The following is a 22,086-nucleotide window of genomic DNA, read 5'->3' on the forward strand; positions in this document are numbered from 1 at the left end:
TTGTTGCGGAATCTGTTAAAGAAGTTTGGGTAAAACTTCAAAGTCTATCTTCCACCTCTGGATATTTTTCAGTCTGACCTGCTGTCTGGACGGGACTGCCATGAAGTAACCTCTTTTCACGCCTCTGGGAGTGTGGGAAAAGCGGGGCCATGAGTACCCATATGGAAACCCATACCATTCACCCCGTTCCTCAGGCGCATCGTCACGGGCGGGTAGCGGACCTGTTCTCGGTCTGGTTCAGTGCCAACATGACATTGCTGACGGTTGTTACCGGGGCTCTGGGGCCAGCCGTATTCGGGCTGTCGCTCATCTGGTCCGTTTTGGCGCTGGTGCTGGGTAATGTGGTGGGGGCTGTCTTCATGGCGCTCCATGCGGCACAGGGCCCGCGTCTGGGTGTGCCCCAGATGGTGCAGAGTCGGGGGCAGTTTGGCGTTTATGGGTCGGTGCCGATCATCCTGCTGGTCGTGCTCATGTATATCGGTTTTGCTGCTTCCAACTGTGTCGTGGGGGGAGAAGCCCTGGCGCATGTGCTGCCTGTCTTCCAGGGCAGCAGGGGGGTCTGGCTCATTGCGGTGCTGACACTTCTGCCCTGCATGATGGGGTACAGGGCCATCCATGTCTGTTCCCGTCTGGCCAGCTGGATTTCCATTGTGGCGGTCATTTATGCCATCGGTTGTGGGCTGGGCGGGTTTTCCCGCACATTGCTGGCAGACATGCACGGCACGGTAGCCGGATTCTTCGGAGCCTTTTCCGTTTCGGCTCTCTGGCAGATCGCCTATGCCCCTTATGTTTCCGATTCTTCCCGGTATCTGCCGGATGAGGCCGGGTCCGGCCGGCAGGCCTTCTGGGCGACCTATGGGGGAACTGTCATCGGGGCTGTTCTGCCCATGGTGCTGGGGAGCCTGCTGTCACTGAGCTATCCGTCCCTGCCGTTGGCTGGAGCGCTCTCCCTGACGGGCGGCCATATGGGTAATATCGTTCTTCTGGTGCTGGCACTGGCCATTCCGCTGGCCAATGCCATGAGTGTCTATTGTGGAGCGTTGTGCAGCCTTACTCTGGTGCAGACCTTTTGGCCGTCGTGGCGTGCCGGCCTGTGGGGGCGGCTGGTCATGACGGTTCTTCTGCTGGGGGCGGCCCTGGTCATGAGCCTTGGCATGGTTGGTGACTTCCTGAAGGCATACACGTCGTTTCTGGATGTATTGATGGCAGTGCTCGTGCCGTGGACGGCAATCAATCTGTGCGATTATTACCTGCTGCGCCATGGCGAGTATGATGTCATGGCCTTTTTCAGGGCGGATGGTGGACCGTATGGGCGGTTCAATCTGCCGGTCGTGTTGATTTATCTCCTGGGTGTGCTGGTTGAACTGCCTTTCATGAAGACCGGCCCGTATACAGGGCCGCTTGTGGAAGCCCTGCATGGAGTGGATATTTCATGGATTGTCAGTCTGCTGGTGACGGCCGTCGTGTATTACCTCTGGGTGAGACGATGTGACGGGGTGAGAGCCTGAGCTTTATCTGGTCGTATGAGGGGTTTCATTGGGGTCTGATGTAAGCTGTACTGACAGGGTACTATTATATTTGTAATTGATCTGACTTGTTAAAAGAGAACCGATCCTTCTATACAGGCAGAAGCCGTTTTAGACTGGCCATCCCTGTGGGGGTGGCAGGGGACGTGATGCAGCTCTTTTGTTGACGGCCGGGCCCTGCGTCATGTCTGCTCTGTGGGGAAGGCTCTGCATGCTGTGGCTGAGGAGGGTGAGATCACCGGGTGGGCTGCTGGTGCTGGGTGGCATGGTCGTGTTCTGGCTGCTGTCGTCTGCTTCGGCAGAAGCATCGGACATCACGTTTGCCGTCATTGGTCCGCATGAATATGACCTGCCAGTGGATTTCAAGCCTTTCAATGTATTCGTCCAGTATGGTGACGGGAATGCAGCAGGAAATTATTATGATGGGCAGGGGGCCAGAAAGCCGGAACGGGGCAGCCATACATGGTCTGGCCTGAGCAAATACGTCCATTTCTGGACGTTTGATTCCATTCCTCATGTCGGTTTTGCCTATGAAGTCATCCAGACGGAAAGTTACCGTCTGGCGGATGGCACAAATTATGGTGGATTGGGGCCGACCATCACAGGGCCTGCGGTGTGGTTCAAACCGAATGAACACAGCACGTTCGGTATCCAGACCTTCATGCAGACACCCAGCGCCACCCGGAAAGTCCTGAACCCGCAATACTGGTCCAATCTTTCAAGCTTCATGTTTGATTATGAGTGGAAACATTTCAGTTTCGGTGGAGACCTCGGGGCTGTGGTGGCTTCGACCATGCATGTCAGAGGGGAACATTCCTATCATCCGGGGACGGCCTTTCACAGCAATCTGCGTTTCAGCTGGAAAGCCAGCCGCAGGTGGGAGCCATTTTTCTCCATGGATTGGCAGAACAATGCCGGCTGGCATGACAACACGCTGGGGCGTTCCGTGGCGGACAGCAGCAGCCGGGAGGTTACGCTGGGCGTGGGATTGATGTGGAACATCAATCCCCGGCTTAACATCACGACCCGCTATGCCCATTCGGTGGACGGACGTTATGTACCGGAGACCAACGCTTATTATTTCAAGCTGGTTTATCTGTTTGAGGGGGCCCTGTTCTCACATTACTGACCATCTTGCAGGTGGTAGAGATTTTTTCCCCGGAGCGCTGTAAGAGGGGAGCGGTCTCGACAGCCATAAAAGGACGATGATGACGGCAACATGCAGACATCGGTTTCTGACGCCGGAAACGGGCGGCCCCTGCCTTCTGCTGGTCATGGCGCTGGCAGGTTTCATCCTGGCCAATTCACCATGGCGGTCTTTTTATGTGCTGCTGGCCAAGCCTCTGGGACCTGTCCCGTTGGGGGATGGCCTGTCACCCTTCTGCCTGCCCAGCGTTGCAGAGCTGGTAACCATTGGGCCGATGACGCTGTTTTTCCTCACCATTTCGCTTGAGCTGAAAAAGGAACTGACAGCCGGGCATCTTGCAGAATTTCGCCAATGTCTTCTGCCCTGTCTTTCTGCTCTGGGAGGTGTGGTTGTTCCAGCAGGGCTGTATGCGCTGATTGCTGCACCTGACCCTGCCCTGCGGTCAGGCTGGGCCATTCCCGTTGCAACGGATGCAGCTTTTACGCTGCCTGTACTGTTGGCGCTGGGGCGGCGTGTTTCGGAAGGAGGGCGGGTCTGGCTGATGGCACTGGCCATTTTTGATGATGTGCTGGGCATTTTCATCATCGCCCTCTTTTATGGTGGAACACCGCATGCCATGCCGCTTTTCGGTACGGTCATCCTTGTGGGCATGATGGCCTGTGCCGGCTGGCGGGGTGTCCGTTGCCTGTGGTTTTATGGCATTGGCGGGGGGCTTCTGTGGATTTGCCTGAAGGAAGCGGGGCTGCATCCCACATTGGCGGGTGTCGTGGTGGGGCTCTGCCTGCCGACCGCCCGGCATGATGGCCCGTCTCCTCTGGAGCGTGTGGAGCATGGTCTGGCGCCGTGGGTCACATGGGGGGTGTTGCCGCTGTTCGGTTTCGTCATGGTGGGTGTGCCGTTGGCTGATACGTCTCTCACGAGCCTTGATCTGCGTCTGATCGTGGCTGTTGTGGTGGGGCTGGTATTGGGCAAGACGGCCGGAATTTTCGGCATGACGTGGCTTGCCATACGGTGCCGCCTGGCTTCTCTTCCGGCCCGGACATCATGGCCGATGCTTTTTGGTCTGTGCCTGCTCTGTGGGTTGGGTTTTACCGTCAGTCTTTTCATGGCTTCGCTGGCCTTTCCTGCTTCGGGCCTGCTCATATCCAGCAAGATCGGTATTTTTCTCGGCTCTCTCATGGCCGTGGCCAGTGGCTGGTTCTGGTTGAGATGCGTGGTGAAAGAGACGTGAAGCTCTATCTACTCGACAGTTCTGCTGTGCCTCTGTATGGGGGCAAGCGTGTGCTGATGATCGGATAGAGGAACTCACTGATGAGCCATGAGCGGACAGACCGGCCGGATGCCCTTCATGACCCGGCCTGTGATGGAACGACACATGCCGGAGTGGCCAGCCCGACCGGTAGGGAACGTGGCTATGCAGCCCGGAAAAAGCGCCGTGTGTCTGCTCCGCTGACACCGTCCGGCAGGCCGGTTCTGGAGCCTCCGGGTGGGCAGAAAAAGGTGCTGCTTCACTCCTGCTGTGCCCCCTGCTCTGGTGAGGTGATGGAGGCGATGACGGAATCAGGCATCGACTACACCATCTTCTTCTATAATCCGAACATCCATCCAGAGCGGGAATATCTTCTGCGCAAGGAAGAGAATGTCCGGTTTGCCGAGGCACACAACATCCCGTTCGTTGATGCCGATTATGACAGGGACAACTGGTTTGAGCGGGCCAAGGGCATGGAATGGGAGCCGGAGCGTGGCATACGCTGCACGATGTGCTTCGACATGCGTTTTGAGCGCACGGCCCTGTATGCGCATGAGCACGGGTTTCCTGTCATGACGAGTTCTCTGGGCATTTCACGCTGGAAGAACATGGCCCAGATCAATGATTGTGGTGCCCGGGCCGTGGCGCCCTATGATGGGTTGTCCTACTGGGATTTCAACTGGCGCAAGGGGGGAGGCTCTGCCCGCATGATCGAGATCAGCAAGCGGGAGAGATTCTACAAACAGGAATATTGTGGCTGTGCCTATTCCTTGCGGGATACGAACAATTTCCGGCGTTCAAAAGGGCGGCCCGCCATCGTGCTGGGAGAGGAATTCTACGGCGAAGAAGACTAGACCTTTTCCTGCCCGGGGAGCACCCTGAAGGCAGGAGGGATGTATGAAAATTGCCATTGTCTGTGATTCCTTCAAGGAAAGTCTGGCCCCACTTGAGGTGGCTGAGGAGATAAAAGCAGGTTTCTCCCGCGTGTTTCCTGAAGCATCGTATATCTGTCTGCCTATGGCAGATGGTGGAGAGGGAACAGTGGAAGCCCTCGTGCAGGGTACGGATGGTAAACTGGTGCATTGTTCCGTCACGGGGCCGCTGGGGATGCCGGTTCCTGCTTTTTTCGGCATCAGCGGTGATGGGCAGACGGCGATCATTGAGATGGCAGCAGCGGCGGGCCTTCCCCTGCTCCAGCCAGAAGAGCGTGATCCCTTGCGGACGACCACTTATGGAGTTGGGCAGCTCGTTCTTGCCGCTCTGGAACATGGGTGCCGACATGTCATTCTCGGCCTGGGGGGCAGTGCTACCAATGATGGAGGGGCCGGGTTTGCGCAGGCTCTCGGGGCTCGCCTGCTCGATCAGCAGGGGCAGGAGCTGCCGCCTGGTGGTGGGGCTCTGGCCAGGCTGGCGGATGTGGACCTTTCCGGTCTTGATAGACGCCTGTCTGACATCACGCTGGAAGGGGCCTGCGATGTGACCAGCCCTCTGACAGGGCCGCGGGGGGCCTCGCATGTTTTTGGTTCTCAAAAAGGGGCTGGACCAGAGGATGTAATTCTTCTGGATGATGCCTTGGCGCATTATGCCCGTATCCTGGCCCTTCGGTGTGGGAAGGATGTGGCGGCTGTGCCCGGGGCCGGTGCTGCGGGGGGATTGGGCGCGGGGCTTCTGGCTTTTACGAAGGCACGGCTGCGGCCAGGTGTGGAGATTGTTGCAGACCAGCTTCAGCTGGCTGCCCGTTTCAGGGATGTGGACCTTGTCATCACCGGGGAGGGCCGGATGGATGGCCAGAGTGCCCAGGGCAAGGCTCCCATGGGGGTTGCTCAGGTTGCCAGAGCCCAGGGGCGGCCTGTCATTGCCATTGTCGGTTCTACGGGAGAGGGTGTGGACAGGATGCATCAGGTGGGCATTGATGCTTTCTTTGATACGGTTCCCCGTCCCGAGGCGTTGCCGGTCGTGCTGGCGCAGGCCCGTGAGAATGTCCGTCGTACAGCAGAGAATGTCGCCGCTGCGATACGGACAGGGATGGAGATGGGACGGAACCTGTCGGGATCATCTTGAACGGTAACATAACTCTACCATATTTCTGTGTTCGTCTGCCCAGCAGGTCATGAATCAAGACATTGGAAACAAGCAGGTTTTATGAAGCGTTATTCTGTTCGTCAGATCATGGTGAGCATGGGGGCAGGCCTTGGGCTGGTTGCCATGCTGGCGGCTCCTGCGCAGGGCATGGCCGCCAGTGCTGCTGACAAGGTGGATTCCGGGTCAGCCCCGGCGCACGCTGCGCCCGTCGGGACAGTTTCCCTGCCTCTGGGGCAGCCGGAAGGTGATTTTGGCTGGGCCGGTGTGTCGGGGGCATTGCGGACCCAGCTGGACCAGGACCAGACGACCTTGCGGACGGTTGGTGCCGCTCTGGGGGGGCTGAAGGGGCTGCCTGCCGGGCGGTTGCTGGATTCTTACACGCAGCAGGTGGCGAAGGTCCGCCAGCATGTGACGGACGGGATGGCGCAGATCCAGGCTTATGAGGGCTCCATCAATTCCCTGCTGAAGGTTCTTGGCGACAAGGCCGAGGATGGGGAGGATGCTTCCATCACCCGGCAGCGTGTCACGGCCCGCAAAACCTCCATGGGGATTACGGCTCTTCTGGTGCGGATGCGTGTCTGTGATCTTCAGACCCGCCAGCTGGAAGGTCAGCTGGACGACCTGCGCCGCAAGGTCCAGCAGGGAGCGCTGGTACGGCATGTCGATTCTCCTCTGGGGGTCGGTTTCTGGCGGCGGGCCCTGTCGGATGGTTATGCGACATTCCGGGATATGGGGCAGGATGAGCCGAGGGCACTGGTTGGTGTTCTGGGTATTGGCTGCCTGGTCATGCTGTTTGGCTTCGTGCTGAGGCAGCTGGCGACCCGTGTTCTTGCTTCAGCCCGGGGGCAGGCGAGCTGGGGGGGCGTGATCCGCAGCCAGCGTGCCCTGGGGAGCGTGTTGGCCGGTGTCTTGTGTGGTCTGCTGGCGGAAATCCTCTGGCAGGGCTGGCAGCTTGTGGGTTTCGACAGTGATGGCGTGCCCGCCATGCAGGGTGCGTATCTGACACAGGCACTGCCGGTGTGTGGTTTCATCATCGGGGCCGGGGTGTCCCTCAAGCGCTGGCTTCTGGGCAGGGCGTGCCTGCCGTGCAGTTTGCTTCTCGGTGGAGGAATCCTGTTCTACGGAGCGTTGCGGACGGCCGAAGTCAGCCGCGATGTTGGCCCCGGGCTGGATGCCGTGCTGGAAGGAGCATTTGCGCTTTCCACATCCATCCTGCTGTATCTGACGTGCCGCTCCAGCAAACGTGACCAGAAAAACGGGGCGGCTCTGGGGGATGTGGAGGCAGGCAGTACGGGGCAGGATATTGGTGCCGTACTGATCCAGCATATTCCCCTGCATGGTGTTTCTGCCCTGCTCATGGGAGTGACGGCCGTTGCCGTTCTGAGTGGTTATATCTCCTTTGCTTTCCTGCTGAATGACTGGGTGCTGACGCTGCTTTATGCCTTTGGGGCCGTCATGCTGCTCATGCAGGCGTGGCGGGACTTTTCACAGTTCCTCTTTTCGGCACAGAGCCGTCTTGGGCGGCTGTGGACCGAGCTGGAGCTGAGTGCCCGCCGTCTTGCGCAGATGGAGGTCATCACTACGGCGCTGGTTGGTCTCAGCCTTGTCATGGTATTCATTGCCCTGTTGCAGGGTAGAAATGGTGTTTCCTTCATCGGGACATGGCGGCAGCTGGAGCATGTCTTTGGTGGGGGTATCCTGTTTGGTGTGCCCGTCTCGCCAAGGACGATAGTGGGAGCGGCCCTGCTGCTGGTGGGCGTTTATTACGCCATACGGTTTTTGCAACAGTGGCTGCAGACACGTCTGTTCCCGGTCACGTCCCTGGATAATGGGGCACGGACATCCATCATCAGCATTCTGACTTATACATTGTGGATCGCTGCGGGGCTCAAGCTTCTGGCCATGATCGGCATTTCCGTACAGAATCTGACATGGGTTGTCAGTGCGCTGTCAGTGGGTGTGGGTTTTGGTCTCCAGTCCATCGTCAAAGACTTCATTTCTGGTCTGATCCTGCTGGCGGAACGTCCGGCCCAGGCTGGGGACAAGATCACCATCAGTGGCAATACGGGGGTGATTCAGCGTGTGAATGTCCGGGCAACGGATATCCGGCTGAGTGATGGCACGACACTCATTGTTCCCAACTCCCAGTTTATCACGGCGAATGTGCAGAATTACAGTGCGGGTCATAATCCGCTGAAGATGAGCCTTGTTTTCGCTGTACCGACCAATGTGAGTGTGGACAAGGTGAAGGCGCTTTTCATGCTTGTCGTGGCGGATCAGCCGGATGTTCTGAAGGACCCGGCCCCGCAGAGCTGGCTGGGTGACAAGGTGGGGGATACGGTTTCTGCGACGCTGGCGATCTATGTTGCACGGGGCACGAACAGTGATGCCGTGAGAACGGCTGTTATCTCCGGGGTGCTGGCACGTTTCAGCCAGGAAGGTATCAGCCTCATGGTGCCGCAGGTTTCTATGACGCTGCCATCTGATGATGGGTCCCAGACATGAAAAAAAAGCCAGGGTGACTGTCACCCTGGCTTTCCATGCCACTGTCGTGCGGGGAGGTTTTACTTGCCGTCGACGGAACGGGCAATTTCAGCCACGAGCTTGAGAAGGTAGGCACGGTCGATCTTGGTGTTCGGACCTTCGATGCGGACTACATCCTGCACCAGAGCGAAGATGAGGTCTTCGCGGGTCATGCTGCGGGCGATATTGTTTTCTTTCTGAGACATGCAGGTAAATCCTCTCATGTGGTGAATTGGCAACGCCGGGTAGACGGTACCGTGCCGGTATCCGTCCCAGCAATCTTTTAGCAGTTTTCATTGAGATAGGTCACGAGGTGTGGATGAAAAGATTGTAACCATAGTCATGGTACCGGTCTTCCATCTTTCCCGGGATTCTATTTTATTGGGGCCATACAGGCACCTTTTTGCTCAGGATAGGTCATGATAACGCGTTTCAGGAATTTCTTTGCTTCAGCCGAGGCTACGACCCGGGCTGCGGTCAGCCCGGTCCGGCCAGTACTGACCGCTCTGGCCGTGGGGCTTCTGCTTCTGGCCGCGGTATGGATCATCCATCCTTTCCTGCCCCCCATTCTCTGGGGGGCGACGATTTCTGTCACGCTCTGGCCGCTGGTTCAGCGGTTGCAGACCATATGCTTTGGCAGCCGGTCAGCGGCGGTCTTTTTTACCGTCCTGGCCGCCATGATCATCTTCTTCCTGCCTGCCGTGCTGGTGATCGTCATTTTTGCACGGCATGTTGATGCCGTGTCCCATTTCATTGGGATCCTGCCGACAATACAGCTGCCAGCAGCGCCCGCCTGGGTGGGGCGTATCCCTTACGTTGGGGGCAATATCATTCCGTTCTGGGATCATCTGCGGGAAAACAGCCTGCCGGAGCTGCTGAAACAGGTCATCCCGTCGCCAGAGAAGATCCTGCATGTTCTTCTGGCATCAGCGGGCAGCTTTGGGTCTCTTTTGCTGGAATTCGCTCTGACATTGATCGTCATGGTGCTGCTGCTGGGCCGGGCGGAGGGCATCATCATGCTTCTGGACCGGATTGGTGGTCAGCTTGGCGGCAGAAAGGGACGTGCCCTGCTGAAGCAGGCTGAGATCACGACACGAGGTGTTGCTCTGGGTGTCACGCTGACAGCCATTCTTGAATCACTGTTCGGCTGGGTTGGCCTGATGGCCGCCGGTATGCCGATGGGCAGTGTCGTGGCGGCGGTCATGTTCATTTCCTGTGTTCTACAGTTCGGTGGGGCATGGGTGATGATTCTCAGCACCGTCTGGCTTTATTTTACGGCACCGTTGATGCACGCCATCATCATGCTGCTGTTTGCGCTTGTGGTGATTGCAGGAGACAATTTCCTTCAGCCGCTCATCATTCGCCGGTATGTGCGGATTTCTGTCATCGTTATCATGGTGGGCGCTTTTGGTGGGTTGTCCACACTTGGTTTTGCTGGTGTCTTCATCGGTCCAACCCTGCTTTATCTGACGGAGACGATGATTCGGGACTGGGCGGGCCTGCCTGCTGACGATGAAAAGGCGGGTCAGGCTGATGCTTCAGCTGATGTCTCCGAGAGCTGAGCGTGTATCAGGCCGGCTTCCGCTGGGGGGTATCACCTGCCAGTGGGAGCGACCTGTTTCCAACGGTAGAGCGTGAGAAGACTCCCAGCCCAGAGGGCCAGACTGGCAAAGCTGAAGGCGATGGTCAGTTCTGCCGCAAGAGGGGTCTGCACGGCTGTATGACGCATAAGCACGATTGTGACGGCTCCCGAAAGACAGAAGGCCGCAAGGGCCAGAATGATCCCGCGGCATAAGGCTCTGGGCAGCAGACAGTAGCTGACCAGTGTCAAGGCAATCAGCCCATGGTAGGCTAGGCTGGTCTGCTGGTATGAGTGTTCCATGTCTGGCGTTGAGACGCTGGACAGATGGGGGATCGGTGTCAGATGGGTCATGAGGGGGCTGATGGCGATGATGCCGCACAGCCCCAGCAGGCAGCCCAGCAGTGTCCCTTCGCTCAGACGGCCCAGCCAGAGGGTGGCGGGTGTTTCCACGCAGGACGTCTGTCCCGGTTTCCTGCGGCGGTGGGTATTGAGCCAGAGCTGGTTGGCAGCATGGAAAAAACCGACGCCGCACAGACCCAGTGCCACATAGAGCCAGCGGACAAATTCGCCGCCAAAACTCCCGAAATGCAAGGCGAGGCACCATGTCAGGATATGGCGGGCGGGTGTTTGCTGGCCGGGTAGATTCTGGCTGTCGATCAGGTGGCCTGTTTCGGGGGTCAGCAGGACAGCGCCACGATCCCGGCCAATGAGCGGGTTCTGGAGGTCTGTTCCTTCTGCCAGCAGATAAGACTGTCCTGCCGGAGGCAGGCTCCGCTCCCCATTGGCATTGTAAAGCGGGGCATGGAGGGCAAGGCGCTCGGCCTGACTGTCCGTGCCGTGAGGGGACAGGACATAATCCAGCGTGAGGGGATGAAAATCTGGTGCCAGTTCATGCAGGAAGGACAGGGCTTTTTCGGGGGGAAGAAGCGATGATGCTGATGGCATCTCTCTGGCAGTTGCCTGCTGGATGCCGTCATGCCCCGAGGAGACAGGGTACAGTAGCGGCGAGAAGGCAAAAAGCGCCGTTGTCAGGGCGATGATGAGGTGGAAGGGCAGGGAGCAGAGGCCGAGAAGACTGTGGAGGTCGAGCCAGAGGCGGCGGCTGTGGCCCTGCAGGCGGACGCTCATGAGGTGGCGCCATATGCCGGGCAGAAGAAGAATGACACCGGAGAGCAGCGCCAGGCCGTAAAGGAGGCAGACGGTACCGACAAGAGGCATGGCCCAGTTTTCGGGCAGTGGCAGGCCCAGACGGCGGTGCAGCCCTCCGATGAACGTGGGAACAGGGGACAGGGTCAGTTGGTGAAGGGAGGGAGTATGAGAGGCAGGCAGGCTGATGAGAATATGGGATGCTGGCAGGCCGAGGGGCAACTCTGGCCCTGTCGGGATGCTGAGGGTGGCCGTATCTGATGTTTTGAGGCCGACCCTGTAATGGAGGCCGGGGAAGATGGAGGGTAGGTCTTCTGTCCGGGATGTGAGAATCTGGTCAAGCGTTGCGGGGATGTCTGCCAGTGGGAGGGCTCCATGGTCCGGCAGGGGCGGCTGGCTCCATTGTTGGAGAGGGGCGGCAAACAGGGTCATGGTTCCGGCCAGAAAGCTCATGGAAAGCAGAGTGCCGGTTGTAATGCCGATCCAGCCATGCAGGGCGCGGTACCGGATGGCCAGATGCTGGAGCTTCTGCCACGGGCCGAGGCCGATACACAGGGTCAGCCCCGTAATCCCGGCCAGACAGGCGCCCGTCATCAGCAGGCAGAAGCCTGTCATGCCATAAGGGCGGAAACAGGGGAGGGTTATGTCTGCCCAACAGGCCGCCATGATGAAAAGAGCTGCCAGCAGGCCACCGATGCCCAATCGCAGCCACAATACGGCAGAAGGATGGGGCTGTGGGGGAACCGGCCGCCTGTCCCTGCCTCGTGATTCCTCCATCAGGACGTATGGGACTGGGTGGAAATGAGAATGGCCCAGAGGATGGGCATGATGCACAGCAGCACCATGCCAAGCCCACCAAGGCAGAAAAAAGCGGTTACGGCACCGAAGACATGAGCCCATAGCAGCCATGCCAGCCCGCTGGACAGGGCAAGGCCGACCACACCGGCAGTACGGCCCAGCTTCTCGGGTCTGGGCGTATTGCCGGGGAGCTGCATCCACAGGAGCACGGCCCACACGGCCCCGGCCAGAAGGCCGCCCCAGAAGAAAACGGGCTCAGACGCAGTCTCCAGTCTCATGCTCCCTCCGGCTTCCCCGCATTCCGCCTGCTACAGGAAGGCTGGCAGGTGGATCATGCTCTGTAATGGGCCGGATTTTATGGGGAAGAGGGAAGAGACGTCAAACCTGTATAATTTATACAGGATATAAGGAGTCCTGATGTCAGGCTTCCATGCCGCACTGCCGCCGCTTCTTACTGCCGCCGGAAGGGGAGGCGTTTGCGCAGGCCGCTGAGTGGTCCTGCTGCCGCAAAACCAACGAGCAGGGAAGCTGTGACGGTCAACTGAAAAAGAAAGTGATAGGAGGACGACATGATTCTGTTCTCCAAGGCGGGGGTGATGGATGTCATCTTCAGGCATCAGTAATTAATTTTACGTAATAAAGGAATGGTTTTTTGGAGGCTTCTGCAAAAAATATGAAAGGGTGCTGTTTTTGCTGCCTGTTCTGTGGAACGTACTGCTATGGGCAGGCCCTCTGGCAGGTAGGGGAGCGGGCCCGGAAGAAGAGGAAGCAGGGATGAAGATTCGGCCAGCTGAAGACAGGGACATTGCCGCCATTACCGGGATATACAACCATGCTGTCAGTACGACGACAGCCATATGGAATGACAGGGTGGTGGATAGTGCCAATCGTGCCGCCTGGCTGAAAGCCCACGATGAGGCAGGCCTTCCCGTGCTGGTGGCCGTTGATGACGGGGGTGGAGTGGCTGGTTATGCCACGTTCGGGCCATGGCGTGCCTGGGATGGCTACCGTCATACCGTGGAACATTCCGTCTATGTTCACAAGGACAGGCAGAGGGCCGGGATCGGGAGGGCTCTGATGGTGGCTCTTCTGGAAGAGGCCCGCCAGCGGGGATATCATGCCATGGTTGCCGGGATTGAATCGGGCAATGTCGGCTCCATCCGACTGCATGAACAGCTGGGTTTTGCTGTGGTTGGGCAGTGTCGGCAGGTCGGCTGCAAGTTCGGGCGCTGGCTGGATTTGACCTTCATGCAGATTCTTCTTGATGATCGCTCCAGCCCGGGCTGAAAGTCCTTCTCTGTCGGAATCTTGATTTGCACGGCAAAGCTGATGTGTGAATGTTAATTCATGTTCCGGTTGGGGAACAAAATGACAGCTTGCCGGGAAGGAGACGGTCATGGTGACAGGCTGGGCCTCCTTTGGCATCTGTGCCCTGCCGGTCTGTGACAAGTGTGGAATGATAGGGAGGTCCTGGGACTGATGATGGTACGATATGGGAAAGCCGGTCTTTATGGTGGGATGATGGCACTGGGCATGAGCTTAATGGCTGGAGCTGCCCAGGCAGAGGGCTTGGACCGTGTGTATGAGGTGCAGGCCCAGCTGTCTCCAACAGCCCTTGTGGCGGGCAACAGCACGCCAGTGGATGTGCTGAAGACCCAGATCGGCCCGAATATCCGGCAGGAACAGGATGAGAAGACGGTTTCCATCGGTCAGGACAGCTACAGGCTGGACCAGTACCGCATGAGGGTGCGTCTGCGCCATGGTGCTGGTGGCGGGTATGATGATGGTACGGTAAGCTATGTGATCTCTGCCAACCTGAGCCGGAAGAACAGCGATCATGCGACGTCCATTTTCACGCGGGTGAGAGGCGTCCTGAAGATGCATGATGGCCAGGCTACGGCTGTTCTGCCAGCCAATCGTTATTTCAAGGGGACGGTGCAGGTTGGTGCCATTGCGGCGAAGCTGTTCTGAACGTGAAGGGAGACTGGACCGTGTGGCGGTTTACGAAAGGCAGCATGGCCCTTCTGGCCTGTCTCATGGTTCCGGCTGGTGCCATGGCGGCTGGGCTGGCCCTGCCGGCTTCAGGAATCAAGGCGCCGTACAGCCCGTTGGCCATTCCAACCCGGATGACGCCCCTTGAAGATTCCCTGGAAACCCTGCTGGACAGGCAATACCGTGTTGTTGCTGCCCATCAGGCCGGAGGGGAGGAGGTGCTGGTTCTGTTCCGGGGGGATATGCCGGACAGGGCTGGAAGTACGGTCCTGTGTGCCCTGACGATGCCCAATCCTGCCAGGGATCAGAATGTCGTGACATCACGTTGCTGGGCCCTGAACCATCCTGACCGGTAAAACATGCCGTCATGCCTGTGCAAGAAAGCCGTTCTGCTGTGTGTACAGGTATGTTACTCATTCTGCGATGTCATGTGGTCCGTCATGCCTCATGTCTCTGCCCTCGGGTAGAGAAGACGGCTCAGGGAGGGAGCTATCTTTATGGTTGATTCAGTTTACAGTCTGCTTGGTTATGAGGCGGAGGTGCGCCAGCTGGGGAAGAAGATCGGGCGTTTGTCCAAGCATGAGCTTTTTTCACAGGATCTGACAGCTTTCCCTACTGCACACCCACGGGTCGAGCCCCGGCATGAGGCTTTTTATCGTGAGATCGAGGCATCCCATCTCTTTTACCGGCAGATGGTCAGCTCGATGGAGCGGGAGTTTCATGCTCTTTGTGAGTGTTTTTCATCTGAGCGCTATTATGCGGTTGATGGTGACTTCAACCATCTGATGGTGAAATTCAACGGTGATGCTGCCAACGATACGCTGGCCTCCATGCGGTTCATGAATCGTTTTATCCTCTGCCTGAAGAAGGGAGCACCCTTTGGGGAGGATGACACGCATGTCCTGTTCGCCAATTACGGGCGGCTGGTGGTCCGCTAGGCGGCAGGGCTGCATTTTTTCTGGCAGAGTGGCGCATGGCAGGGAATCCGGCATGACCTTTGATCTCTACACCACGCTGTATATCGTGGCCATCATTGCCGAGGCCATGACGGCTGCCCTGCTGGCGGGCAAGCTGGAGATGGATCTTGTAGGGGTGTTCCTGTTGGGATGGATCACCGCCTTGGGGGGAGGGTCCATCCGGGATGTGCTGCTCAACCATTATCCATTGTCCTGGGTGCGGCATCCCAGTTACCCGCTCATTACCGGGTTTGCCGCCCTGGCCACCATCATGGTGGCCCAGCACATGCACAGGTTGCGCAAACTGTTCCTGTTTCTGGATGCAATTGGCCTTGTCGTCTTTACCGTTATGGGCTGCCAGGTAGCGATGACGGAACATCTTTCTGTGGTCTGTGTCATCATTTCTGGCATGATCACGGGATGTATGGGCGGCGTGCTGCGGGATATACTCTGCAATGACATTCCGCTGCTGTTCCGGTCTGAACTGTATGGCACGGTGTCTGTCAGTACGGGGGTCGTGTTTCTCTGCTGCTCCCATATTGTGGACAACAGGAACATCGAGCTGCTGATCTCCATGATTTTCGGCATCAGTTTCCGTCTGCTCTCCATCCGTTACAACTGGACACTGCCACGCTTCAGTTATCGGTCCTGAGGCAGGTGGTCAGGTCCGGCCATGGGGGGCCAGAAGAATGAGCAGGGCTCCCACCAGGCAGAGGGCAGCCCCTGCCATGTCCCATGCATCCGGTGCCAGACCCTCCACGGCCCAGCCCCAAAAGAGGCTGGTGATGATATAGAGGCCGCCATACAGGGCATAGGCCCGCCCGGCATGGTCAGCCGGGCTGAATGTCAGCAGGATAGCGAACAGGCCGAGGCACAGCCCGCCGGGCAGGAGCCAGAGCGGGGACCGCCCCAGCCGCAGCCAGGCCCAGACAGAGAAACAGCCTGCAATTTCAGCGAAGGCCGCCAGGCCGTAGAGCAGGCAGGCAATGAGAGCATGTGACATGGCCGATGGTCCTGACGTGATGACGCTGTCTGTTCTGTAGCAGGTGAGACAGCTCACAGGCGAGGGGGGGAGAGACGGTCTCTGCCTGGGGCTCAGGAATTATGTGAGGCTTCTTTCGCTGGGTGCCCTGGCTGGAGGTGATTTCTGGCCCAACCGACATTCAGTGCCAGCGTGGATATGCATCGGTATGGCAGTATCCAGCGGGAACCGGCCGCTGGCGGGCGGATGAACACGGTCATCAGATTGCAGAGGATGATGACCAGCGCCACGTAGTTCTGGAGACCATCGGGAAGGGTGGTGAAAAAGGAGCTGATATCCATTGGCGGTATCTCCGTGATGATAAGGCCGCAGAGAGGCGGTCATGGGATTGATGTATGATGAGATGGAAGCGTCAGTCAGGTCGCTGGGGTCTGCCGGAGGGCAGGGAGGGCTGCTGCGACCTGGGCCACCAGCCGTCCATAAGGGTTCTGGCCATTTTCGTAGTGGATGATGGCCTCCATCAGGCTGGCAAGCAGGGTGGCCGTAGGCGGGCCGAGGACTGTATCCGGCGTCACGCCAAGGACCTGCGCAACAGTATCAATGTAGCGTCGGGTATCGTTCTCGGCCGGAGGGGCCCATTGGCTGATGATGCAGGCGACGGTATCCAGCCTGTCCCGTACCATGTAACGGCAGAGCTGGTCCCGCAAGGCCATCAGGCCAGCTTCTGATGTGGAGAAGCGGGCGAAGCGGGGCGTGATGCCCGGTCCAGCAGGCTCCAGAACGGCGCCGGGCTGATGGGCGAAGTTCAGATTGCCGGGGTTGTTGTTGCGGATGCCACGGGGCGGCCGGGTGGGTGTCTGGGGCATGGTCATCAGCCTCCGAAGAAATGGGGGTAGAGCGTGTGGATAAGTTGATAGAGCCCCACGGCGACTGCTCCGCCAACCGCACCGCCGCCTGTGATGGCGGCTGTAACAGTGCGTGACCGTAATGAATTACTCTCCCGTATCTGTTCGCTCAGGGAGGCAATGCCAGCATGAAGTTCCAGCGCCAGATTATCGATCTTGTTGCTGAGCTTTGTGAGGTCTTCATCATGACGGGCCTGTACTGCCTCCAGGGCGGCAATCCGTTCGTTGAGAGGGGTGATCCTGTCAGGAAGGTGTGTGGGCATCATGGGAGCAGTTCCATAAAAAAAACCGCCTTGGCGGGCGGTCAATGTGGGATGAGAGCGTGGTGGTCAGCTACAGATTTTTTGAATTTCATGGCGTTCATTTCCATAATCCAGAAGGAAGAGGGGCGTTTCCTTCAGGTCAGGATGGAGATGGAGCTCTCTGGCGACAGCCCGCTCTTCTTCTGGCGAATAATGGACAAGCGCCGGGCAGAGGGGACGAAAGGGAGGCTGGTTGCAGCCTGCCAGCAGGCACAAGGCCAGCCCTGCCAGTAGTCCCGCAGGCGGTGGAGCGGGGGCCATCAGAATTGTCCTTTTTCCAGTGTGTCCAGCAGCTGGGTGCGGGTCCGCAGGCCGTTGGTACGGGCTTCGAGCATGGTGCGGGCGGCCTTGCTTGTGGCCTGGGCTGTTGCCGCGTCCTGCTGGCTGGACCGGACCCGTGCGCTGTTGCGTCCAGCCCTGTTGGCATAGGCAATCAGCCCTCCCAGAAAGGCCAGCATGGTGAGGAGAAAACAGCCTGCAAAATAGGGATTCATGGGGGCTCTCAATCTGTTGGTCTGGCGGGTAACGTGGGGAGGGACGTTGGTGTGTCAGAACCATCCAGGATGGCTCTCAGTGTGCTGACACAGGCCCGCATTTTGGGGCCGAAGGTTTCGCCCATGGCGGCAGTCATGGCTGCCTGTTGCTGAACCTGCAGCATCATGGCGGCGGCCTGGTCCCGCAGGGTGGTGGAGGGTGTTTTTCCCTGTGTGATGCCCCCCTTGGAGAGAACTGGATTTACAACAGGGCGGGCGTTCCAGTCTTCATCCGTGACATGCAGGCGGATGGCCCGGCTTCCCGCAGGCATGTGCGGTGTGACCTGCTGGAGCAGCTCTTCTTCCGTCAGGCTGTGGGCGGTTATGGTGCCATCGGCCTGTTTCCTGTCCTGCGTGAGGGGAATGATGGTCCAGCCACGGATGGGGACAGGCTCCATGGCGGCTCCTTCATCAATTATGGCGAAATAGGCCATGTTCTGGGTCATGACGAAAGCTCTCCAATGGCCATGACAGTAATGTCATCGGCCGGATCAATATTGGCACCTCCCAGTCCGACCCAGAATTTTCCAACCGTGAAGCCGGTGCGGTCCGGTGGGGAGAGGGTTGAGGGGCCGCCAACAATCATGTTGGTTCCGTTATGGAATGGCGGAACCATTACCGACACGGTGTCGCTGGTGAAGGATTGCGGAAAGGTGACCCTGTCTCCATGGGCTGCCTTTATGGTGAAAACCTGCATCATGAGCGGTGCGCCGGATGGGCTGCGTATGTTCAGCAGGACGTGGCCGTTCGGTGTGGTGATGGCCCCGTTCAGTGAGAGGGAAAAGACCCGGAAGATGTTGCCCTTGTTCAGGACAATATCGCCGGAAACGGCTCCCGTGGTCTGGTTCCGTGCTGTCTGGAGGAAGAGGCCCGTATCATCGGTCGTGGCACCGATCTGCCTGCTCAGTGTACGGCCATCATAGTCATAATGGCCTGATGCCACGATGTTGCTGCTTCGGGGGAGGGTATCCAGCAGTCCGCCCATGCCATCTGGCTGGCTGATGAAAGCTGTATCAGTCTGCCATGCCAGAGCCAGCAGGGGGCCGGCCATTGGTCCGGCTGCTACATTGCCGCTGATGAGGCCAGCAGCACCGACCGTTCCGCCAAGGCCTGTACGGAGCGGGCCGGAGGTACCAGCCGTGTTGGCAAATATGTTGTTGCGGATGATGGCGCCAGTGGGCCTGTTGAGATAGATGGCCGTTCCCGGATTGGCAGTGGAGCCGATATCCTCAAAATGATTGCCTTCAATTTCGACAAACTGGCAGCTGTCCGAGACATAGGCGGCATAGACCGGGTTGCCCGTTCTGGCGGTTGATCCATCACGGGATACAAGGTTGTTGCGGACCTGTACGCCATGAGCCGCCACGATGCCGATGGATCCACCCCCGTTGCGTCCGTGCGTATTGTTGTTGGAGAGGATGTTTCCCGTAATGAGGATGTTCCGCTGGATCAGCCCGTCTGCACTTTTCTGGTCTGTCGTCGTGATGCCAATGCCCCCGTCGGCATTGTCGTGAACATGATTGTTGGCGATCAGGATGTTCTCGTTGGCGGGCTGGTCGGAACTGTCGGCATAGACGCCGATCCCGTCATGGTTGCCGGAGACCGTATTACCTGTGGCCCCGCAGCGGCGGCAGCCCATGTAGAAGACGAAACCGCCATCGGTGTGACCGGTTGATAGGCTGTCCGTGAACCAGCAGTTGTCAGCCGACCAGATGAACTGGGGGCTGTTGCCGCCATCCAGCAGCGTGACGTTGGTAATGAGGCTGTTGCTGATGAACCCCAGAGAAAGCGGCCAGTTGAAGGTGTTGCGGATCGTGATTCCGGAAATCAGCAGATTGTCGATCCGTGTTGGAAATGAAGGCATATCAGGCGTATTGTCTGTATGGCTCAGCGTGTTGGCGCATATGCCGCCACTTACGGCGGTCTGTCCCCCCTGCTGGCCGGACCGGTTTCCGTCAATGATTCCCTGTCCCGTGATGGAAATCCGCTCCAGAGACTGGCCGGGGGCATAGATGTCCAGACAGTTCGTGTTGCTGTCTGGCGCCAGGGTGATGATACCATCCAGGACGAGATGCGTATCCGGGCGGGTGATGCGGAGCGTTCCAAGCATGACGGACAGCCCGGCAGGGTGCACCAGCCGGAAGGTGCCTGCACAGTCATTGATGGCGGCCTGATAGGCGGCACTGTTGGCGGCTGTGTGCTGGCCGTCAGGGTCGTGGGTGACACCGTAGCTGGTCACCAGTTTTTCCGGGAAGCGGGCCAGAACATCCCGGACTTTTTCTCCTGCAAGGGTACTGTCACCATCAATGGTCAGCCCCGCTGCCTGGCCGTTGATGGCGTCAATCTTGCCGCCAATTTCCCTGGCAACGGTTGTGGAGGGGACGATGTCTGTCGGGTTTCCCGTTGCCGTGTAGGAGCGCCAGGCAGGAACCCTGTTTGCTGGTTGTGTCATGGTTTCCTCATGCTGGTTTCATTGCGCCGCCTGCGGGCGGTCCCAAAGGCTGGATGACGCTCAGACCAGCCAGCGATAGCGGATCAGGCCGTTGCCTCCTGTGCCGCCAGAAAAGAGTGTGTTTTTGGAGAAGGCATCATAGGCTCCACCTCCTCCCGCACCGAAGGAGGAGGCATCCAGTCCTCCCTGTGCACCGGCCCGTCCACCGCCCCCGAAAGCAGAGTCGCCTCCGTTGCCAACAAGAATGAACGGGCCGTTCTGCCCGTCTGACCCTGGGGCACCGGTCTGCATGAGGATGTTTCCTCCATGTGCGGAACCGCCAGGGGCCCCAGCACTGGAGGCCTTTGCCTGCCATGAGGCTCCTCTGCCGCCACCTGCCGTCATGACGGCAGTTCCGTTGATGAACAGTACGGTATCGCCGCCAGGCTGTTCTGTGGCGCCCCCCTGGCCGACCCTGACGGACAGGGTATCGGCAGGAGAGATGGAGAAGATACCCTCTGCATAGGCGCCAGCTCCACCGCCACCGCCTGAAGAATTGGTGTTGGAGAATTCGCCCCATGCCTGGCAGTTGGCACCTCCCCCTCCTGCCCCCAGTGCCACGACATGAAGGCGTGTGGCCCATGCTGGGGGAGCGGGCATTGATCCGTCCTGATAGAGCGAGGCGAACAGGAGATTGGCTGAGGCTCCATCAAGACGGCTGAGCCTGCTGTCCAGACGGTCGGAGAGGGCCCCCAGTGTGTGCTGGAGTGCCTCATCATTGCCGATGCGCCGCCAGTATGTTCCGTCAGGGTCGGTCGCGGGGTTGGTCATGTTGCCATCCTGCTGGCTGATGAGCAGAATGGTCGGATCCGTGGTGGATCGCAGAACAGCTCCCAGCGGGTAGCCTCCGACATCATGGGCGAATGATGCATCGAATGTCATCGTGGTGCCTGCACACCATGCCCGTGCGATGGATGAGAGGGCAAACAGGATGCCGTTCATGTCCCGGCCATCTGGTGGTGTGCCCCCAGCCCCCGTAGGCTGAAAGGTCAGCGCGGGGAAACCCAGCATGAAAGAGGCCGCCCCTGCATCACTGCTCTGGAGAGGGATGTCACGCCGATAGGCCAGACCTGCATTCTGGGCAAAAGGAACGGTAATTTTCTCTGGAAGGTCGGAAGTCTTCATAGAATGTCATTCCCGAAATCATTTTTGGCAGGGGGGATGAAGGTGTAGCGGTACTGCACGCCAGAGGGGCGGGGCAGCACACCGGATGCGATGATGGAAACGTCAATGGCTGTGGGGCGGAAGGAGAAAACGAGCATCATGGTGTGGTCGCTCGTATCGGCCAGGTAGCAGTTGCCACGGTTGCCGAAGAGGATCATGAGGATGCGGTTGATGTCAGCGATGGACCCGGCAGAAATGTTTGCTGCTGCCTTGGCCAGGATCAGCTGGCGGTAGTTTTCGTCTGTCAGGCGGTAATTGGCTGTTGCTCCACGCCCGGAATACCAGATGCCTTCACCAAAGGTTCTGGAGGTCGGATAGCCTTGTGCAAATCCCCAATAGCCTGTCGTGTCAATGCGTAGAACCCGCCCGACCCCAACAATCCTCCCCCACACGTCCAGCCCCCAGCCTTTGGCCGTGGCCGGGCTCCAGACATCATGGAGGAAGGTCTCGATAGACCGTTGCGGGTCCACCGCCGCATTGAAGCGCTCGAGGATGCCGGTGAGGGCAGGGCTGTTGGCATACTGGGCGAGGATGGTCTCCCGTATGTCGATCATGCCACCACCTGCACGCTGATCGTGTCCGCCGTCACCGTGGGAAGCTGGTTGATCGGCAGTGTGATCCTGTTCTGGCCCGCATTGCCATCAGTGCCGATGGTCAGGGTAAGCACCTCCGCCCAGTCCCCCAGCCCGTCCACCACGGCAGAAAGGC

26 protein-coding genes are annotated in these 22,086 nt (G+C 58.7%); 12 read left to right on the forward strand and 14 right to left on the reverse strand.

What is annotated here, in order from left to right; translation table 11 throughout:
- Window positions 1-149 precede the first annotated feature (149 nt).
- The 6 genes from DTI93_RS06530 (at window position 150) to DTI93_RS06555 (ending at window position 8,509) form a co-directional block, all read left to right on the forward strand.
- Window positions 150-1,508 carry a cytosine permease gene (locus DTI93_RS06530; protein ID WP_043562053.1) on the forward strand — a complete coding sequence of 453 codons (1,359 nt, stop codon included), beginning with the start codon at window positions 150-152 and terminating at the stop codon, window positions 1,506-1,508.
- A 283-nt stretch (window positions 1,509-1,791) separates the two neighbouring features.
- The gene (locus DTI93_RS06535) at window positions 1,792-2,655 is read left to right on the forward strand and encodes a transporter (protein ID WP_081563390.1); all 864 of its coding nucleotides are present in this window, start codon (window positions 1,792-1,794) and stop codon (window positions 2,653-2,655) included.
- A gap of 76 nt (window positions 2,656-2,731) precedes the next feature.
- Window positions 2,732-3,904: a Na+/H+ antiporter NhaA gene (gene nhaA / locus DTI93_RS06540; RefSeq protein WP_249080022.1), complete on the forward strand. Its 1,173-nt coding sequence runs from the start codon at window positions 2,732-2,734 to the stop codon at window positions 3,902-3,904.
- An 80-nt stretch (window positions 3,905-3,984) separates the two neighbouring features.
- Window positions 3,985-4,776 (forward strand): epoxyqueuosine reductase QueH, encoded by a 792-nt coding sequence (locus DTI93_RS06545; RefSeq protein WP_086431766.1) that lies wholly within the window; start codon window positions 3,985-3,987, stop codon window positions 4,774-4,776.
- A gap of 43 nt (window positions 4,777-4,819) precedes the next feature.
- Window positions 4,820-5,983, forward strand: a complete 1,164-nt coding sequence (locus tag DTI93_RS06550; protein WP_249080024.1) for a glycerate kinase — start codon at window positions 4,820-4,822, stop codon at window positions 5,981-5,983.
- 81 nt (window positions 5,984-6,064) lie between these two features.
- Window positions 6,065-8,509 carry a DUF3772 domain-containing protein gene (locus DTI93_RS06555; RefSeq protein ID WP_043562059.1) on the forward strand — a complete coding sequence of 815 codons (2,445 nt, stop codon included), beginning with the start codon at window positions 6,065-6,067 and terminating at the stop codon, window positions 8,507-8,509.
- 59 nt (window positions 8,510-8,568) lie between these two features.
- Here the strand turns inward: DTI93_RS06555 and DTI93_RS06560 are convergent, their stop codons facing one another.
- The gene (locus DTI93_RS06560; RefSeq protein ID WP_156878809.1) at window positions 8,569-8,733 is read right to left on the reverse strand and encodes a hypothetical protein; all 165 of its coding nucleotides are present in this window, start codon (window positions 8,731-8,733) and stop codon (window positions 8,569-8,571) included.
- Between the two features lie 213 nt (window positions 8,734-8,946).
- Here DTI93_RS06560 and DTI93_RS06565 point away from each other — a divergent pair, with 213 nt between their 5' ends.
- Window positions 8,947-10,089: an AI-2E family transporter gene (locus DTI93_RS06565; RefSeq protein WP_249080026.1), complete on the forward strand. Its 1,143-nt coding sequence runs from the start codon at window positions 8,947-8,949 to the stop codon at window positions 10,087-10,089.
- Between the two features lie 32 nt (window positions 10,090-10,121).
- On the opposite strand, the gene DTI93_RS06570 is transcribed toward DTI93_RS06565, so the two are convergent.
- The 3 genes from DTI93_RS06570 to DTI93_RS06580 all read right to left on the reverse strand — a co-directional run bounded on the left by DTI93_RS06570 (window position 10,122) and on the right by DTI93_RS06580 (window position 12,660).
- Window positions 10,122-12,032, reverse strand: a complete 1,911-nt coding sequence (locus tag DTI93_RS06570; protein WP_249080028.1) for a PepSY domain-containing protein — start codon at window positions 12,030-12,032, stop codon at window positions 10,122-10,124.
- On the reverse strand, window positions 12,032-12,331 hold the full coding sequence (locus DTI93_RS06575) for a hypothetical protein (RefSeq protein WP_193699483.1): 300 nt from the start codon (window positions 12,329-12,331) through the stop codon (window positions 12,032-12,034). Before DTI93_RS06575 ends, DTI93_RS06570 begins: the two co-directional genes overlap by 1 nt.
- A 173-nt stretch (window positions 12,332-12,504) precedes the next feature.
- Window positions 12,505-12,660, reverse strand: coding sequence for a hypothetical protein (locus tag DTI93_RS06580; RefSeq protein WP_249080032.1), 156 nt, complete (start codon window positions 12,658-12,660; stop codon window positions 12,505-12,507).
- 167 nt (window positions 12,661-12,827) lie between these two features.
- Here DTI93_RS06580 and DTI93_RS06585 point away from each other — a divergent pair, with 167 nt between their 5' ends.
- The 5 genes from DTI93_RS06585 (at window position 12,828) to DTI93_RS06605 (ending at window position 15,653) form a co-directional block, all read left to right on the forward strand.
- Window positions 12,828-13,340: a GNAT family N-acetyltransferase gene (locus DTI93_RS06585; protein ID WP_081562651.1), complete on the forward strand. Its 513-nt coding sequence runs from the start codon at window positions 12,828-12,830 to the stop codon at window positions 13,338-13,340.
- A 192-nt stretch (window positions 13,341-13,532) separates the two neighbouring features.
- Window positions 13,533-14,024, forward strand: a complete 492-nt coding sequence (locus tag DTI93_RS06590; protein WP_081562649.1) for a hypothetical protein — start codon at window positions 13,533-13,535, stop codon at window positions 14,022-14,024.
- Window positions 14,025-14,044: 20 nt separating this feature from the next.
- Entirely contained in the window at window positions 14,045-14,401 is a 357-nt protein-coding gene (locus DTI93_RS06595; protein ID WP_143539973.1) for a hypothetical protein, read from the forward strand.
- 141 nt (window positions 14,402-14,542) lie between these two features.
- Window positions 14,543-14,983 (forward strand): hypothetical protein, encoded by a 441-nt coding sequence (locus DTI93_RS06600; protein WP_043562073.1) that lies wholly within the window; start codon window positions 14,543-14,545, stop codon window positions 14,981-14,983.
- 52 nt (window positions 14,984-15,035) lie between these two features.
- Complete coding sequence (locus DTI93_RS06605; RefSeq protein WP_043562075.1) at window positions 15,036-15,653, forward strand: trimeric intracellular cation channel family protein; 618 nt, start codon at window positions 15,036-15,038, stop codon at window positions 15,651-15,653.
- A 9-nt stretch (window positions 15,654-15,662) separates the two neighbouring features.
- Here DTI93_RS06605 and DTI93_RS06610 read toward each other — a convergent pair whose 3' ends face one another.
- From DTI93_RS06610 to DTI93_RS06655, 10 genes are all read right to left on the reverse strand, one after another.
- Window positions 15,663-16,004, reverse strand: coding sequence for a YnfA family protein (locus DTI93_RS06610; RefSeq protein ID WP_081562647.1), 342 nt, complete (start codon window positions 16,002-16,004; stop codon window positions 15,663-15,665).
- A 92-nt stretch (window positions 16,005-16,096) separates the two neighbouring features.
- Window positions 16,097-16,324, reverse strand: coding sequence for a hypothetical protein (locus tag DTI93_RS06615; protein ID WP_052349246.1), 228 nt, complete (start codon window positions 16,322-16,324; stop codon window positions 16,097-16,099).
- Window positions 16,325-16,399: 75 nt separating this feature from the next.
- Window positions 16,400-16,849, reverse strand: a complete 450-nt coding sequence (locus tag DTI93_RS06620) for a structural protein P5 (RefSeq protein WP_249080034.1) — start codon at window positions 16,847-16,849, stop codon at window positions 16,400-16,402.
- A gap of 5 nt (window positions 16,850-16,854) precedes the next feature.
- Window positions 16,855-17,154 (reverse strand): hypothetical protein, encoded by a 300-nt coding sequence (locus tag DTI93_RS06625; RefSeq protein ID WP_043562083.1) that lies wholly within the window; start codon window positions 17,152-17,154, stop codon window positions 16,855-16,857.
- Between the two features lie 63 nt (window positions 17,155-17,217).
- A complete protein-coding gene (locus tag DTI93_RS06630) occupies window positions 17,218-17,451 on the reverse strand; it encodes a hypothetical protein (RefSeq protein WP_043562086.1) in 234 nt (77 codons plus the stop codon).
- Window positions 17,451-17,684: a hypothetical protein gene (locus DTI93_RS06635; RefSeq protein ID WP_043562088.1), complete on the reverse strand. Its 234-nt coding sequence runs from the start codon at window positions 17,682-17,684 to the stop codon at window positions 17,451-17,453. Before DTI93_RS06635 ends, DTI93_RS06630 begins: the two co-directional genes overlap by 1 nt.
- A gap of 8 nt (window positions 17,685-17,692) precedes the next feature.
- Window positions 17,693-18,169: a hypothetical protein gene (locus tag DTI93_RS06640; protein WP_086431776.1), complete on the reverse strand. Its 477-nt coding sequence runs from the start codon at window positions 18,167-18,169 to the stop codon at window positions 17,693-17,695.
- Window positions 18,166-20,175, reverse strand: a complete 2,010-nt coding sequence (locus DTI93_RS06645) for a right-handed parallel beta-helix repeat-containing protein (RefSeq protein ID WP_043562094.1) — start codon at window positions 20,173-20,175, stop codon at window positions 18,166-18,168. The genes DTI93_RS06640 and DTI93_RS06645 overlap by 4 nt, the downstream gene beginning before the upstream one ends.
- Window positions 20,176-20,235: 60 nt before the next feature.
- The gene (locus DTI93_RS06650; RefSeq protein ID WP_249080036.1) at window positions 20,236-21,339 is read right to left on the reverse strand and encodes a glycine-rich domain-containing protein; all 1,104 of its coding nucleotides are present in this window, start codon (window positions 21,337-21,339) and stop codon (window positions 20,236-20,238) included.
- Window positions 21,336-21,932 (reverse strand): DUF2612 domain-containing protein, encoded by a 597-nt coding sequence (locus DTI93_RS06655; protein WP_249080038.1) that lies wholly within the window; start codon window positions 21,930-21,932, stop codon window positions 21,336-21,338. Before DTI93_RS06655 ends, DTI93_RS06650 begins: the two co-directional genes overlap by 4 nt.
- Window positions 21,933-22,086 lie beyond the last annotated feature (154 nt).

Origin of the sequence: Parasaccharibacter sp. TMW 2.1884 (assembly GCF_023337695.1) — a bacterium.
Lineage (GTDB): Bacteria > Pseudomonadota > Alphaproteobacteria > Acetobacterales > Acetobacteraceae > Bombella > Bombella apis.